This is a genomic window from Arthrobacter sp. Soil_N43, assembly GCF_057655195.1.
In genome coordinates this window covers 42840-56132 of record NZ_JBDGML010000129.1, presented here as the reverse complement: position 1 = coordinate 56132, position 13293 = coordinate 42840, and the positions used below count along the sequence as shown (strand labels likewise).

Below are 13293 nucleotides of genomic sequence, written 5' to 3'. Positions count from 1 at the left end.
ACCCTCAACCGACCGACTATCCGATCAGGCTGCCGTGCACGAATCCGCTCCGCCTCTCTCCGCCCTCCCCGCCGCCGGGATCCTCCGGCGCCCCCACCTCCTGGTGACCGTGGGATCGTGCGCCCTGGTGTTCCTTGCCGCCTTCGAATCACTCGCTGTCACCACCATCATGCCGGTGGTGAGCCGCGAGCTCGACGGCGCAAACCTGTACGCCCTCGCCTTCGCCGGCCCGCTGGCTACGGGCGTGATCGGCATGGTGGGTGCGGGCAACTGGTCCGATCGGCGCGGTCCCCTCGCCCCGCTGTATCTGTCGGTGGCCGTGTTCGTGCTGGGCCTGCTGATTGCAGGCACCGCCGGCAGCATGGCGGTTCTCGTGGCAGGCCGGCTGGTCCAGGGCCTGGGCGGCGGCGCCATGACGGTGGCCCTCTACGTCGTGGTGGCCCGGGCATATCCGCCCGAGCTGCACGCCAAGATTTTCGCAGCCTTCTCTGCAGCCTGGGTCATCCCGTCTCTTGTGGGGCCGTTCGCCGCCGGCCTCGTGGCGCAGCTGGCCGGGTGGCAGTGGGTGTTCCTGGGCGTGGTGGGTCTGGTCATCCCCGCCTTGGCCATGCTTGTCCCGGCGCTGCGGGATGTCCGGTCGGGACCCGAAGACCAGCCCGTTCCCTGGGCATTCGGCAGGCTGGCCTGGGCTGCGCTCGCGGCGCTCGCCGTGCTGGGCCTGAACCTGTCCGCCGCCATTCCGGTGGCCGGTGTTTTCGTGGCGGGCGCCGCCGTCGTTGTTGCGCTGCTGGCCGTCAGGCCGCTGGTGCCGCGCGGCACGCTGCTGGCCCGCCGGGGACTGCCAAGCGTGATCCTCACCCGCGGTCTGGCGTCGGCCGGGTTCTTCGGCGCAGAGGTGTACCTGCCGTACCTGCTGGTGGAACGCTACGACTTCTCACCGACGTTCGCCGGCCTCACCCTGACCGGCGGCGCACTGGCGTGGGCGGCGGCCTCGGGCGTTCAGGGCCGGCTGGGGAACCGGCTCGCCAGCGCCGTCGCGGTGCGGATCGGCTCGCTGCTGGTGCTGTCGGCAATCGTCCTCGCGCTGGTGACCACCGCGTTTGGCTGGCCGGCCGCCGTCGCGATTTCCGGGTGGATCCTTGCCGGCGGCGGCATGGGCCTGATGTATCCGCGCCTGAGCGTCATGACGCTGGCCCTGTCCACGCCGGACACGGAAGGCTTCAACAGCTCCGCGATGTCCATCGCGGACTCCCTCGGCGGCGCCCTGGCGCTCGCCACCACGGGCATCGTGTTTACCGCATTCACGACGACGGCGGCGTCCTTCGCGGGAGTGTTCGCCCTGACGGCGGTGATCGCCGTCGCCGCCGTCGCCACGGCGCCACGCGTCGCCGACTGATTCCCGGTCCTCCCTGCGCAGGAAGACAGCCGCAACCACGGCCAGCGAGGTATTGACCCGGGACCGGCGGCGGAGGATTCTCATTGCAGGCCCCGCCCGCAGCCCCGGCCCGGGCGCTGGACAGCCTTCACCACCGCCCTGAGGAGACCCCGATGTCCGCCCCTAGATTCAATGATCTGCTGGCCCACCAGGTCGGCAACGAGTTCGCCGCTTCCCAGCAGTACATCGCCATTGCCGTGTGGTTTCACGGGCAGGACCTGCCCCAGCTGGCCAAGCACTTCTACCGTCAGTCGCTGGAAGAACGAAACCACGCCATGATGATGGTCCGCTACATCCTGGACCGCGGACTGAAGATCGCCATCCCCGGCGTGGAACCGGTCCGCAACGACTTTAACAAGGTAGAGGAGCCGCTGGCCCTGGCCCTCGCCCAGGAGCAGGAAGTCACCGAGAACATCAAAGAACTGTTTGCCGCAGCACGAGCGGAAAATGACGCCCTCGGCGAACAGTTCATGCTCTGGTTCCTCAAGGAACAGGTCGAAGAAGTGGCGTCGATGACGACGCTGCTGAACATCGCCCGGCGCGCCGACAACCTCTTCGACATCGAAAACTTCCTCGCCCGCGAACGGGTCGGCGACCACGGACAGCACGGCGGCCATCACGGCGGTCATCACCGGCACCACGGTGGGCACGGTGGCGGAGGAGATCAGGGCTCCGGGACGCCGGAGGCCGCCGGAGGGGCGCTCTGATCAGGAGCGGGAGACTTCCGGCTGCACGGTAGGTTCGGTCGCTTGCGCCTGGAAGGCGGCGATCCGGCGCCACATTTCCGGGGCGTTCGAGTACATGGGGAAGTGGCCGCCGTGCGGGATTTCTGCCAGGACCACGCCTTTGGAGGCCAGATCGGGCAGGTAACTCAGGGTTTTGTTTTGCTCGCCGTACATGAACATCCGGGGGAAGGACGGCCGTAGCCGGCCTCGAGCCGGCCTCGAGTCCTGGCGGGATCAGGCTGGGCCGGTGGCCAGCCGGGTGGCGCGCAGGACGGCGTCGGCGAGAATGGCCACCTGCCCGTCCGGGCCCGTGGCCTCCCGTTCCCGGCTTTCCGCCACGTCGACGCGCCACGCGGGCGGCGCGATGCCGAGTTCGGCCACGAGCTGCCCGGGTGTGAAGTATCTCGCCCGATGGCGGTCGCCGTCGCCGTCGTGGCTGCCGTGGCCGCCCTCCTTGTGGCGCGACCACGGCGGCAGCCCATCCGGGTGGTGCCCGACGACGAGCAGGGTCCCGCCCGTCCGGACGGCGTCCGCCGCAATCCGGTGCGAGCGCTGCCAGGGCATTTCCGTTGAGTGCAGGAACTGCGCGGAGACGAGGTCAAACTGCCCGTCCGGAGCCCACGCTTCCAGGTCCCGCTGCAGCCACGTGATGCTGGAGCCCGCCTCTGACGCCGCGGCATGGCCAGCGGCCCTTTCAAGCGCGACGGCGGATACATCCACCGCGGTCACCGTCCAGCCCCGCTCTGCGAGCCACAGGGCATCGGCGCCTTCGCCGCAGCCGAGATCCAGGGCCGTTCCGGGTGTCAGCCCTGCCGTTTCCGCGACGAGCTGCGGATTCGGCCGGCCGCTCCAGACGCGGGCGCGGCTCCGGTACATGTCGTCCCACTGGCGGGCAGCGGCGTCGTGCGTTGTTCCATCGTGCGTTGTTCCGGCTTGCGTCTCGGGGGACTGCTGGGGATCGCTCATCGTTTACTGCCCCTTCTGGAGGCGGCGCCAGCCGCCGGCACGGTTGTCCCCGATGATCGACCTGAACATCTCGAGCAGGGCCGGCGCGTTGATGGCTTCGCCCTCGTAGAAGGCCACCGTCCGGCCTGTCTTGTTACCGAGCCCGCCGGTGATGAGGTGCTCAGGGTCCGGGGTCAGGCCGCCGTCGTACAGGAAGACGTTCACGTGGTCCCTGGCTGCCAGCAGGGCGCAGACGTTGCCGCGGAGCTCGAAGTACGGCTGCCGGGTCCGCTTGATGGTCTCTGTGACCTCGGGGTCTGCGGCGTGGACCAGTTCACGGACCTGCCGGCACACCTCCTGCTGCCACTCCGGCAGGGCATTGATGTAGGCGTCCACGCGCGGATCGGCCGTGTAGTCCATGGCTATCACCCTGCCACAGAAACCCCCGCCCAACTAGGCTGCGGGGGTCTCAGGGGAGTTGCAACACGATGTTCCCCGCGGCGTCGGCAGCTACGGGATAGCTGCGCAGCGGCCCGGCGCCGGTGGTGGAGCAGCCCGTCTCCAGCTCGAAGGAGTGCTGGTGCAGCGGGCACATCACCACGGACCGGTCGATGGTGCCGTCGGCGATGGGACCGCCCTTGTGCGGGCACACTGCCGAAACCGCCCGGAGGGAGCCGTCCCGGAGCCGGAACACCGCCACCTGCTCACCGGCCACACCGAAGGCGCGCCCTTCGCCCACGGGAATCTGCTCGAGCGGGCCGAGGACGTGCAGGCCGGTGCCCTGTCCGGCGCCGGAGGGGCCCGTGATCATCGGACCGGCACCTGGGGGAGGACCTCGAGCGGCAGCGCGGTGCGGAACTGGCCCGGCGTAAAAGGATCATCGCGTTCGGTCCAGGGGTCCACGTAGCTGTCGACGGACCGCTGCATGGCGGCGTCCAGCTCCGGGCCGATTCCCTCAGAGTCCTCCACGATCACCGAGCGGAGGTGCTCGATCCCGACCCGCGGCACGAAGGCGTAGGTCCGTTCCAGCCAGTTCGCCCGCTCGCGGTAGTACTGCATGAAGCGGCCCGTCAGCAGCTTGACGGTCTCGGGATCGTCCACGGTGGCGAGCAGGTCGCCCTTGCGGATGTGTGCTCCGGCCGCGCCGCCCACATAGATCTCCCAGCGCCCCCCTTCCACGGCCACCACGCCCACATCCTTGACCAGCGATTCGGCGCAGTTCCGCGGGCATCCGGACACCGCCAGCTTCAGTTTTGCCGGCGACTCAATGCCCTGGAAACGCGATTCGATCTCCACGCCCAGCTTCGTGGAATCACCCGTTCCGAAGCGGCAGAACTCCTGCCCCACGCAGGTTTTCACCGTTCGGAAGCTCTTGCCGTAGGCGTAGCCGGACGGCATGTTGAGGTCGGCCCAGACCTTCGGCAGGTCCTCCTTGGGGACGCCCAGCAGGTCGATCCGCTGCCCGCCGGTCAGCTTCACCATGGGAATTCTGTACTTGTCCGCGACGTCGGCGATCCGGCGGAGCTGTTCCGGCGAGGTGACACCGCCTTTCATCTGCGGCACCACGGAGAAGGTGCCGTCGCGCTGGATGTTGGCGTGGACGCGGTCGTTCACGAACCGGGCGTCGCGCTCGTCGATGTACTCGCCGGCCCACATCATCTTCAGAAGTGAGGCCAGGCCCATCTTGGACCTGGCGTCCTCTGCGCCGCCGGGGGCCAGGGCCGCGAACACTGCCGACACGGACCGCAGCCCCTGCTCGCGGATGGCCGCCATCAGGTCCGTTTTCTCCAGCGGCACGCCGGGAACGTAGTAGTTCGCGGCCGGGTCTTCCTCCACGGCGCCGTCTGCGGCCCACTCCACCACCTGGCGGACCAGCAGCTTGCAGGAGCCGCAGCCCTTGCCCGCCCGCGTCGCGTCCATGACGCCGGCCAGCGTGCTGCATCCGCCCTTGACCGTTTCCACGAGCGTCTGCTTGCTGACGCCGTTGCAGTTGCAGACCTGCGCGTCGCCGTCGAGTTCCGCGACCCCTGCCTCCTCACCCGGCCCGCCGACGTCGAACAGCAGTGAGACGCGCTCCTCCGGGAGCGGGAGGCCGTGGTCGAACGCCTGCGTCAGGTACGCCACCTTGCGGCTGTCCCCGAGCAGGGTGGCGCCCACGATCTTGCCGTCCCGGATCACGATCGACTTGAAGACCCCGCGGCTGGGTTCCGAAAACACCACATGTTCGTCCGTCTCCCGTTCCGGACCCTGCAGGCCCATGGACGCGACGTCGACACCGGCCACCTTCAGTTTGGTTGCTGCACGGGTGCCCAGGTACGCCGCTTTCGGATTGGCGCCCGTGACGTGGTCTGCCAGCACCGCAGCCTGCTCCCACAGCGGCGCCACCAGGCCGTAGACCTCACCGCGGTGCTGGACGCATTCCCCTACGGCGTAGATCTCCTCCTCGTCCGGCACTCGCATGTGGTCGTCCACCACGATGGCCCGCTCCACTGGCAGGCCGCTGGTGACCGCCACCTCCACGTTGGGTCGGATGCCGGCCGCCACCACCACCATGTCGCACTCGATGTCCGGCCTGTCCCGCAGCCGGACGCCCTGCACCTTGTCCGCGCCCAGGATTGCCGTGGTGCGGCTGCCCGTGTGCACCCTGGTGCCCAGGGCCTCAACGCTGCGGCGCAGGACTGCGCCGCCCTCGGGTCCCATTTGCGCATTCATGAGGTGACCGCCGGAGTGGACCACGTCGACGTCGATGCCGTGGCTCTGCAGCCCCCGAGCGGCTTCCAGCCCCAGGAGTCCGCCGCCCACCACCACTGCGCGGTGGTGGTGGTCCTGCTGCGCATACGAGACCATGTTGCGCGTGTCGTCGATGGTGCGGAAGGCGAAGATCCCGGGCAGCAGCCGCCCGCCGGGGGTGTACATGCCGTCCATCGGCGGCAGGTGGGAGCGGCTGCCGGTGGCGATCACCAGGACGTCGTATGGGGTGGCCCGGCCGTCGTCGGAAAACACCAGTCTGGCGAAGCGGTCGATCCTGTCCACCCGGACGCCAGCGTGCAGGGTGATCTCATTTTCCCGGTACCAGTCCAGGGAGTTGAGGAAGATGTTGCCGGTGTCCTCCTCGCCGGAGAGGACGTGGCTGAGCATGATCCGGTTGTAGTTGCCGTACGGCTCGTCGCCGAACATGGTGATCCTGTACTGCACCCCGCCGCCGCGGGCGAGGATCTCTTCGACGGCGCGCGCCCCGGCCATGCCGTTGCCGATCACCACGAGCCGACGGCGGGAGTCCACGGTTTTGGTCCGGGCAGCGCGGCCGGCCAGCGTGGTCATCAGTGCTCCACCATGCCGAGGTCCACCACCACGGAGCCGCTGACGCCAGTGTCCGCCAGCAGCCTCAGCTCGATCAGCGAGCCGCCTTCGATGTCCTCCACCACCCGCAGCGGAACGTGGACGTGGCCCTTGGCGCCGATGGGGAAGTAGCGCATGGGGATGCCGTCGCGCATCAGGACGACCGTGATCAGTTCCGCGGAGGAATTGCCGCCCCGGAAGTACAGCGTCTGGTTGATGACGCCGTCCGGGACATAGCGGGACAGCTGGCTGTGGATGGGAACGGGCTTTTCCAGCCCGGCTCCGTCGAACGGGAAGATGCCTTGGAGGAAGAGGTTCTTCAAGATCATGCGCAGATCCTTTCGGCAAGTGGTGCACTTATCCCGGCATAGGCCCATCCTGCGCTCGCCGTGTTACAGCCTGCTGCGGGCTGTGTAATTTCCGCTTAACACCTTCCTCACCGCGCACTTCGCCGTGCACCTCACCGAGCACCTCACCGAGCGAGGCGGGGCCGGGGCGGGGAGCACGCGCCGCAGATGGTAAGCTAGTGGAACTTGATGTGCAGTGATGCCCACTTTTGGTCGTAGGGACCAGTTCCGGTCCATCAACCGGAATCCCGCAGAGAATCCGTTCTCGCAGGGAGTGGGCTTTTTTCATGTGAGAGGCACATCCTGCGTCGATGAACGCTATTTGGTCCCAGCCGCGAAAACCGGCCGGTTGATCACCTGACTTTTCCTCGGCGAACCCCTGCGCTAACCGGTACGGGGGCCGATATCCGCACGGATACCGCCTGAAAGACCCTGATAAACACATGACTACTTTCGCTGCCCTCGGCACGCCCAAGGCCCTCGCCGACACGCTGACAGCACAGGGGATCGAGACCCCGTTCCCCATCCAGGTCAAGACCCTGCCCGACACCCTGGCCGGACGCGACGTCCTGGGCCGCGGCCGGACCGGCTCCGGTAAGACCATCGCCTTCGCCATCCCGCTGGTGGCACGACTCGCTGAGCGCGAAGCCAAGCACTTCCGCAAGCCCGGCCGCCCGATGGGCCTGGTCCTTGCGCCGACCCGCGAGCTGGCCACCCAGATCAACGCCACCATCGAGCCGATGGCCAAGGCCATGGGCCTGAACACCACCGTGATCTACGGCGGCATCTCCCAGGCCCGCCAAGAGAAGGCACTGCGCGCCGGCGTCGACATCGTCATCGCCTGCCCGGGCCGCCTGGAGGACCTGATCCGCCAGCGCATCCTGACCCTCGAAGCCGTCGAGATCACCGTCCTGGACGAGGCCGACCACATGGCCGACCTCGGCTTCCTGCCGGTGGTCAAGAAGCTCATGGACATGACCCCGAGCCAGGGCCAGCGCCTGCTGTTCTCCGCCACGCTGGACAACGGCGTGGACAAGATCGTCCAGCGCTACCTGTCCAACCCGCTGACCCACTCCGTGGACGATCCCCAGGCCGCGGTGACCACCATGGAACACCACGTGCTGGTGGTCAACGACCAGACCGTCAAGAAGCAGCTGATCGTCGAGCTCGCCTCAGGTGCCGGCCGCCGCGTGCTCTTCATGCGCACCAAGCACCATGCCCGCAAGCTGGCCAAGACCCTGACCGACGCTGGGATCCCTGCCGTCGATCTGCACGGCAACCTCTCGCAGAACGCCCGTGACCGCAACCTCGCAGAGTTCTCCTCCGGCGAGGTCCGCGTTCTGGTGGCCACCGACGTCGCCGCCCGCGGCGTCCACGTGGACGACGTCGAACTCGTCATCCACGTCGACCCGCCCACGGAGCACAAGGCGTACCTGCACCGCTCCGGCCGTACGGCACGTGCCGGTTCGGACGGAACCGTGGTCACGCTGACCCTGCCTGAGCAGCAGTCCGACGTCAAGAAGCTGATGAAGGCTGCCGGCGTCGAGGTCAACTTCGAGCGCGTCACCGCCAACTCCCCGCTGGTCGCGGAACTGGTCGGCGAAATGGCCGACAAGATCGATCCGCGCACCCGCGCCGCACTGCTCGCCGCAAAGGCTGCGCAGCACGGCGGCGGCAGCTCCACCGGCGCCAACGCAGAGCGCAAGCGCGCACGCCGCCAGGCTGCACCCACCACGGGTGGCCGGGGCGGACGCGGCGGACGCGGACGGGTTTCGGCTGAGGCTCCCCGCACCGACCTGCCCCGTGCTGAGCGCCGCGCGGTGGCCTACGAAGGCCAGGCCGCAGCCCGTAACGCCGCGGACCGCGTCATCGAGCAGAACGAGGACCGGGCCCAGGCAGCAGCAGCTGCACGCCGCAACGCACGTGGCCGTGGCACGGCGTCCACGCACCGCAACGACGTTCCTGCGGCCGGTGGCCGTCCTTCGGCTGGCCGCGGTTCGGACGGACGTTCCGAGTCCCGCATCACCCGCAGCGATGCTCCGCGTGGCGGCACGGGCCGCCCGGCAACCGGCGGCCAGCGCGGCGGACGTCCGGCAACGGGCCAGCGCGCAGCTGCCGGCGCCCGCACAGGCGGCAATACCGGCGGTCAGCGTTCCGCCGGCGGCAATACTGGCGGCGCTGCCGGCGGCAACAAGGCTGTCTGGTCCTCGAACACCGGCGGCACCTCGGGCGGTTCCTACTCCGGCGGCGGCAACGGCCGTTCCGGCGAAGGCCGTCCGGCACGCAGCGGCCCCCGCCGCGCCTCGGCTCCGGCCTCGAACGAACGCCGCGGCCGCTAGAACCTAACCGGTGGTTGAGCCTGTCGAAGCCACGGTTTCGACAGGCTCAACCACCGGCTTCTTAATTACCCGGCCTCACCAGCCCCGGGCGCGCCACTCCTCCAGGTGCGGACGCTCCGCGCCGAGGGTCGTGGGCTTGCCATGGCCCGGGTGCACCACGGTGTCATCCGGGTAGACATCGAACAGCCGCTTGCTGACATCGGTAATGAGCTGGTTGAACCGCCCGGGATCCTTCTGGGTGTTGCCCACGCCGCCCGGAAAGAGCGAATCTCCCGAGAAGATGTGGGCCGGCCCCGCCGGATCCTGGTACACCAGGGCCACCGAGCCGGGGGTGTGCCCGCGCAGATGCACTGCCGTCACGTCAAAGCCGTCGAAGTTGCCGACGTCGCCGTGGTCCAGCAGCACATCCACCGGCACCGGAAGCTCCGGGGCGTCGTCCTTGCCGGCGGCCGTCCGGGCCCCGGTGGCCTCCACCAGTGCCGGAAGCGCACGGACGTGGTCCCAGTGCTGGTGCGTGGTGGCAATCAACGCCAGCTTCGGTGTAGCCGCTGTGTCCTCGGCGGCGTCCTCGAGCAGCCCCTGGATGGCGGGCAGGTCATCCGCTGCATCTATCAGCAGTTGAGCGCCCGACTCCTTCGCGGTCAGCAGATACACGTTGTTGTCCATCTCGCTGACAGAAATGCGGCGGATGGTGATGTCACGGAGCGAATGAATGAGCGTGTCCATGCGCCTCAGTCTACGAAGTTGCTAGGAAGTTGAGCGCTGACGCTCTCGCAGGGCCGCCGCGCCCTCCGCGGATTCCACTATCGGAATGCGGAGGGGCGGCGTTTCTGCGTCCGGGGGCAACCGGAGCGTCAGCCTGGCCGCCTACTCGCGGCCCTGCGACACCCACTGCGGATCTGCGGACCGGGAGCCGACGACGGCGTCCGCGGCTGCATCCAGCGTCTCCAGCTGCGCCGGGGTCAGGTCCAAAGCGAGTGCGCCCAGGTTCTCGTCGATGCGGTGCGCCTTGCGGGTGCCGGGAATCGGCACCACCGGCAGTCCAAGCCGCTTGCCGTGGGCGAGCAGCCACGCGAGGGCCACCTGCGCAGGCGTTGCCTCCAGCACGGTGGCCACGAGCTGAACGGCAGCCACCACCGCCTGGTTCGCGTCGGCCGCATCCTCGGCGAAACGGGGGATCCTGCGCCGGAAGTCGTCGTCGCCGAGCTGCGCCGCGTCGACGGTTCCCGTGAGGAACCCCCGGCCGAGGGGAGAATACGGCACGAAGCCCACACCCAGCTCTGCCGCGGCCGGAACCACATTGCGTTCCACGTCCCGGCTCCAAATGGACCACTCGCTCTGGACCGCAGCGATGGGGTGGATGCTGCTGGCCTCGCGGAGTTCTCCGGCGGTCACCTCTGACAGTCCAAGATGCCGGACCTTGCCCTCACTGACCAGCTCGGCCATGGCTCCCACGGTTTCGGAGATCGGTACCCGGACGTCCCGGCGGTGCATGTAGTACAGGTCGATGACGTCCGTGCCCAGACGCTGCAGGCTGCGGTCCACGGCTGCCTTGACGTAGGGCGCGTCCCCGCGGATGTCGCTGTAGCCCGTGGACGGAGTGCCGACGAGGGCGAATTTCGTGGCGAGCTGGATTTCCCCGCGGCGGTCCTTGAGCAGGCGGGCGATCAGCTCCTCGTTGCTCCCGCCGCCGTAGATGTCAGCGGTGTCGATGAAGCTCATCCCCGCGTCCACAGCGTGGTGCAGGGTGCGGAGCGCTTCGGCGGGATCCACGTCGCCGTATACGGGGGTGAGGGCCATACCGCCGAATCCCAGGGGGCTGACATGCAGGCCGTCGCCCAGGTGCACCGATGCTGCCGGGTTGTCCGTCATCGCAATCTCCGTTTCCTCGTGAACAGCCGTCCCAGCCAAGAACCGCGGCGGCGCCGGGCATATTCCGCCACGGCATATTCCGCCCGGCATGTTCCGCCGCCGGTGGCGGATACGCCCGGCTAGCCCTGTGGCGTCCGCCGCGGCTCCCGCGCGGTCCCGGCGGGGAGCAGCTTCAGGCCCGCAGCGCAGCCCACGATCCCGGCGATGAACAGCACCTTCAGCACGCTGAAGGGCTCGACGCCGCTGGCCATCGCCCAGCCGACCGTCAGCGCCGCGCCGATCCCCACCCAGACGGCGTAGGCCGTGCCGAGCGGGATGTGCTTCACCGCCAGGCCGAGGCCCCACATGCTCAGCACTGCGGTTATGACAAAGACCAGTGAGGGCCCCTGGCGGGTTAGGCCGTCGGACAGCCCCAGGGCCGTGGCCCACACAGCCTCAAGGACGGCAGAGGCCAGCAGTACGAGCCAGGCTGCCCGGCGCTTGTTGGAGGTCATTTTGTTTGCGGACGCCAGGTTCGAGGACATCACGCCACCACCTTCAGGCCGACCACGCAGGCGGCGATCCCGCCGAGCAGCAGCAGCCGCGCCGCCGTCGGCCGTTCAACCCTGGCGACAATGGCGTAGCCGGAGGTCAGCACCACACCCACGCCCACCCACACCGCGTAGGCGGTGCCGGTGGGGATGGACTGCATGGCAAGGGCGAGGCCGCCCGTGCTGGCCGCTACGGAGGCCAGGAAAAGCGCGGCGGGCGCGATCCGGCGCCGGCCCGTGGACTGGGAGGCGCGGTGCAGCGCGGCAGCCCACACCGCCTCGAGGGCACCGGAAAGAATGAGGATGATCCACGACATGACAGCTCCCTTGGCCAGTCTTGTCGCGTGCCGGGTACTGAACCGTCGTCCGGAGGTCCGCCTACGGGACCTTGGTTTCACCCTAGCAACGCCCGACGGCGGGCACCACCGTTGGTGGTTAACCTCACCAGCGGGCGGGACCCCCAGAGGCAGCAACTTCTAGAGCGTGCCGCCCGCGGCCTCCGGTGCCGATGCGTCATGGCCGCTGTCCCCGATGGTTTCCCGGGCGACGAAGTTCTCGATGTCGAAGAGGTTCTCTGCACGCTCGGCGATATTGAGCAGCGTGCTCATCGAGGCGACTTCCTCGACCTGCTCCTTGAGGAACCAGAGCATGAACTGCTCGCCCAAGGCGTCGTCCTCCGCCCGGGCGGCCCTGAACAGGCTTTCGATGCTCCTGGTGACTTCCTTTTCCTGCTGCAGCGCGAGGGCGAGCGGCTCCGTCACGGAGGTGAAGTCGTTCCGGACGTTGGGGACCCCGGGAATGGAGACCGGCAGGTCCCGGTCCAGCATGTACTGGACCATCATCATGGCGTGGTTCCGTTCTTCCACAGACTGCCGGTAGAAGTACTTCGCCAACTGGGGGAGGTCCTGGTTGGCGAACCAGACGGCCACCGCGATGTACTGCTGCGAGGCGGAGAACTCGTTGCCGACCTGGAGCGAGAGGAGGTCGTTGAACTTTGATTTCGTCATGGCCCCGAGTCTAGGTCCGGTCTTCCTGCGGAAACCAGTGTGGCAATGCTCGGCTAAGGAAGCGCAGGCTAGCCTTCCCCGGGTCCGGTTGGGACGGCGTCGATGGACACCACGGCAAGGAACCCGCGGCCCAGGATTTCCGGCGCCCGGGAGCCGGAACCGATCACCGCGTCGTAACGGCTGAGCGGCGCAGGTTCGCTCGGGGGCGCAGGCGTGACCGTCCCGTCGTCGTCCGCCGATACCTCCGATGCCTCCGCGTCGGCGCCGGGCGTGGCCGTCGCCTCGCCCTGGAGCAGGACGCCCAGCTGCCCTTCGAACAAGGGGTGCGGCCGCTTCTTGGAGAGCTCCACGATCGAGGCGTACCCCTTGTACCCGCCGGCCCGAGTGATGACATTCAGGGCGCGGATGTCGCCCGTGGGCAAGGCGCCGGAGCACGCCGCATCCCCGGAAAAGCGGTACGGCCGGTACTTCTCCAAAGGATGTTCGCTGCCGTCGACGCTCAGGAGCAGCAGCTCGCCCTCGACCACCGTCAGTACCCGTTCCATGCCGGGAAAGGGCGAAAAGTCGCCCGCCTTAGTGACGTCTGCGATGCTGACCCGCCAGTCCCAGGCGCCGTCCTGCGACGAGGCGGCCAAGGGATGGCTCACCAGCTCCCGGGTCACGCCTCCTCCGTTGCGCCATGGCTGCGGTCTGAGGTCTGCGAAGCGAATGATCTCCATCGGCCCAGCCTAGCCCGCGGCGTGCAAGCCTTCCG

The 13293-nt window shown here is 68.5% G+C and carries 15 protein-coding genes and 1 riboswitch; of the genes, 3 read left to right on the top strand and 12 right to left on the bottom strand.

Annotation, left to right across the window (positions count from 1 at the left end; all coding sequences use genetic code 11):
• Window positions 1-34: 34 nt before the first annotated feature.
• Complete coding sequence (locus AC3A3W_RS21270; protein ID WP_487445106.1) at window positions 35-1396, top strand: MFS transporter; 1362 nt, start codon at window positions 35-37, stop codon at window positions 1394-1396.
• A gap of 152 nt (window positions 1397-1548) precedes the next feature.
• Window positions 1549-2142, top strand: a complete 594-nt coding sequence (locus tag AC3A3W_RS21265) for a ferritin (RefSeq protein WP_487445105.1) — start codon at window positions 1549-1551, stop codon at window positions 2140-2142.
• On the opposite strand, the gene AC3A3W_RS21260 is transcribed toward AC3A3W_RS21265, so the two are convergent.
• Genes AC3A3W_RS21260 through AC3A3W_RS21235 form a run of 6 tightly spaced genes read right to left on the bottom strand, consistent with a single transcriptional unit; the run spans window position 2143 to window position 6773 of the window.
• Window positions 2143-2334 carry a hypothetical protein gene (locus tag AC3A3W_RS21260; RefSeq protein ID WP_487445104.1) on the bottom strand — a complete coding sequence of 64 codons (192 nt, stop codon included), beginning with the start codon at window positions 2332-2334 and terminating at the stop codon, window positions 2143-2145.
• 60 nt (window positions 2335-2394) lie between these two features.
• Window positions 2395-3126, bottom strand: a complete 732-nt coding sequence (locus AC3A3W_RS21255; RefSeq protein ID WP_487445103.1) for an SAM-dependent methyltransferase — start codon at window positions 3124-3126, stop codon at window positions 2395-2397.
• 3 nt (window positions 3127-3129) lie between these two features.
• Window positions 3130-3525 carry a DUF1801 domain-containing protein gene (locus AC3A3W_RS21250; RefSeq protein WP_487445102.1) on the bottom strand — a complete coding sequence of 132 codons (396 nt, stop codon included), beginning with the start codon at window positions 3523-3525 and terminating at the stop codon, window positions 3130-3132.
• Window positions 3526-3574: 49 nt separating this feature from the next.
• Window positions 3575-3916, bottom strand: coding sequence for a Rieske (2Fe-2S) protein (locus AC3A3W_RS21245; protein WP_487445101.1), 342 nt, complete (start codon window positions 3914-3916; stop codon window positions 3575-3577).
• Entirely contained in the window at window positions 3913-6426 is a 2514-nt protein-coding gene (gene nirB / locus AC3A3W_RS21240) for a nitrite reductase large subunit NirB (protein WP_487445100.1), read from the bottom strand. The genes AC3A3W_RS21245 and nirB overlap by 4 nt, the downstream gene beginning before the upstream one ends.
• Window positions 6426-6773 carry a molybdopterin oxidoreductase gene (locus AC3A3W_RS21235; RefSeq protein ID WP_309993774.1) on the bottom strand — a complete coding sequence of 116 codons (348 nt, stop codon included), beginning with the start codon at window positions 6771-6773 and terminating at the stop codon, window positions 6426-6428. Before AC3A3W_RS21235 ends, nirB begins: the two co-directional genes overlap by 1 nt.
• A 461-nt stretch (window positions 6774-7234) precedes the next feature.
• Here AC3A3W_RS21235 and AC3A3W_RS21230 point away from each other — a divergent pair, with 461 nt between their 5' ends.
• Window positions 7235-9130 carry a DEAD/DEAH box helicase gene (locus tag AC3A3W_RS21230; protein WP_487445099.1) on the top strand — a complete coding sequence of 632 codons (1896 nt, stop codon included), beginning with the start codon at window positions 7235-7237 and terminating at the stop codon, window positions 9128-9130.
• A gap of 75 nt (window positions 9131-9205) precedes the next feature.
• Here AC3A3W_RS21230 and AC3A3W_RS21225 read toward each other — a convergent pair whose 3' ends face one another.
• From AC3A3W_RS21225 to AC3A3W_RS21200, 6 genes are all read right to left on the bottom strand, one after another.
• Entirely contained in the window at window positions 9206-9856 is a 651-nt protein-coding gene (locus AC3A3W_RS21225; RefSeq protein ID WP_487445098.1) for an MBL fold metallo-hydrolase, read from the bottom strand.
• 141 nt (window positions 9857-9997) lie between these two features.
• Window positions 9998-11002 carry an aldo/keto reductase gene (locus AC3A3W_RS21220; protein WP_487445097.1) on the bottom strand — a complete coding sequence of 335 codons (1005 nt, stop codon included), beginning with the start codon at window positions 11000-11002 and terminating at the stop codon, window positions 9998-10000.
• 119 nt (window positions 11003-11121) lie between these two features.
• On the bottom strand, window positions 11122-11526 hold the full coding sequence (locus AC3A3W_RS21215; RefSeq protein WP_487445137.1) for a DMT family transporter: 405 nt from the start codon (window positions 11524-11526) through the stop codon (window positions 11122-11124).
• A complete protein-coding gene (locus AC3A3W_RS21210; RefSeq protein WP_487445096.1) occupies window positions 11526-11849 on the bottom strand; it encodes a DMT family transporter in 324 nt (107 codons plus the stop codon). The genes AC3A3W_RS21215 and AC3A3W_RS21210 overlap by 1 nt, the downstream gene beginning before the upstream one ends.
• A 9-nt stretch (window positions 11850-11858) precedes the next feature.
• Window positions 11859-11924: riboswitch (guanidine-III (ykkC-III) riboswitch) on the bottom strand.
• An 84-nt stretch (window positions 11925-12008) separates the two neighbouring features.
• Window positions 12009-12539: a ferritin gene (locus AC3A3W_RS21205; protein WP_487445095.1), complete on the bottom strand. Its 531-nt coding sequence runs from the start codon at window positions 12537-12539 to the stop codon at window positions 12009-12011.
• Between the two features lie 68 nt (window positions 12540-12607).
• Window positions 12608-13258 carry a HutD/Ves family protein gene (locus AC3A3W_RS21200; RefSeq protein ID WP_487445094.1) on the bottom strand — a complete coding sequence of 217 codons (651 nt, stop codon included), beginning with the start codon at window positions 13256-13258 and terminating at the stop codon, window positions 12608-12610.
• Window positions 13259-13293: the final 35 nt, after the last annotated feature.

Excerpts from the sequence above, each read along its gene's own strand:
- AC3A3W_RS21250 (WP_487445102.1), bottom strand. The coding sequence starts at position 3,525 with ATGGACTACACGGCCGATCCGCGCGTGGACGCCTACATCAATGCCCTG.
- AC3A3W_RS21265 (WP_487445105.1), top strand. The coding sequence starts at position 1,549 with ATGTCCGCCCCTAGATTCAATGATCTGCTGGCCCACCAGGTCGGCAAC.
- AC3A3W_RS21205 (WP_487445095.1), bottom strand. The coding sequence starts at position 12,539 with ATGACGAAATCAAAGTTCAACGACCTCCTCTCGCTCCAGGTCGGCAAC.
- AC3A3W_RS21220 (WP_487445097.1), bottom strand. The coding sequence starts at position 11,002 with ATGACGGACAACCCGGCAGCATCGGTGCACCTGGGCGACGGCCTGCAT.
- AC3A3W_RS21260 (WP_487445104.1), bottom strand. The coding sequence starts at position 2,334 with ATGTACGGCGAGCAAAACAAAACCCTGAGTTACCTGCCCGATCTGGCC.
- AC3A3W_RS21255 (WP_487445103.1), bottom strand. The coding sequence starts at position 3,126 with ATGAGCGATCCCCAGCAGTCCCCCGAGACGCAAGCCGGAACAACGCAC.
- nirB (WP_487445100.1), bottom strand. The coding sequence starts at position 6,426 with ATGACCACGCTGGCCGGCCGCGCTGCCCGGACCAAAACCGTGGACTCC.
- AC3A3W_RS21215 (WP_487445137.1), bottom strand. The coding sequence starts at position 11,526 with ATGTCCTCGAACCTGGCGTCCGCAAACAAAATGACCTCCAACAAGCGC.
- AC3A3W_RS21225 (WP_487445098.1), bottom strand. The coding sequence starts at position 9,856 with ATGGACACGCTCATTCATTCGCTCCGTGACATCACCATCCGCCGCATT.
- AC3A3W_RS21200 (WP_487445094.1), bottom strand. The coding sequence starts at position 13,258 with ATGGAGATCATTCGCTTCGCAGACCTCAGACCGCAGCCATGGCGCAAC.
- AC3A3W_RS21230 (WP_487445099.1), top strand. The coding sequence starts at position 7,235 with ATGACTACTTTCGCTGCCCTCGGCACGCCCAAGGCCCTCGCCGACACG.
- AC3A3W_RS21245 (WP_487445101.1), bottom strand. The coding sequence starts at position 3,916 with ATGATCACGGGCCCCTCCGGCGCCGGACAGGGCACCGGCCTGCACGTC.
- AC3A3W_RS21210 (WP_487445096.1), bottom strand. The coding sequence starts at position 11,849 with ATGTCGTGGATCATCCTCATTCTTTCCGGTGCCCTCGAGGCGGTGTGG.
- AC3A3W_RS21235 (WP_309993774.1), bottom strand. The coding sequence starts at position 6,773 with ATGATCTTGAAGAACCTCTTCCTCCAAGGCATCTTCCCGTTCGACGGA.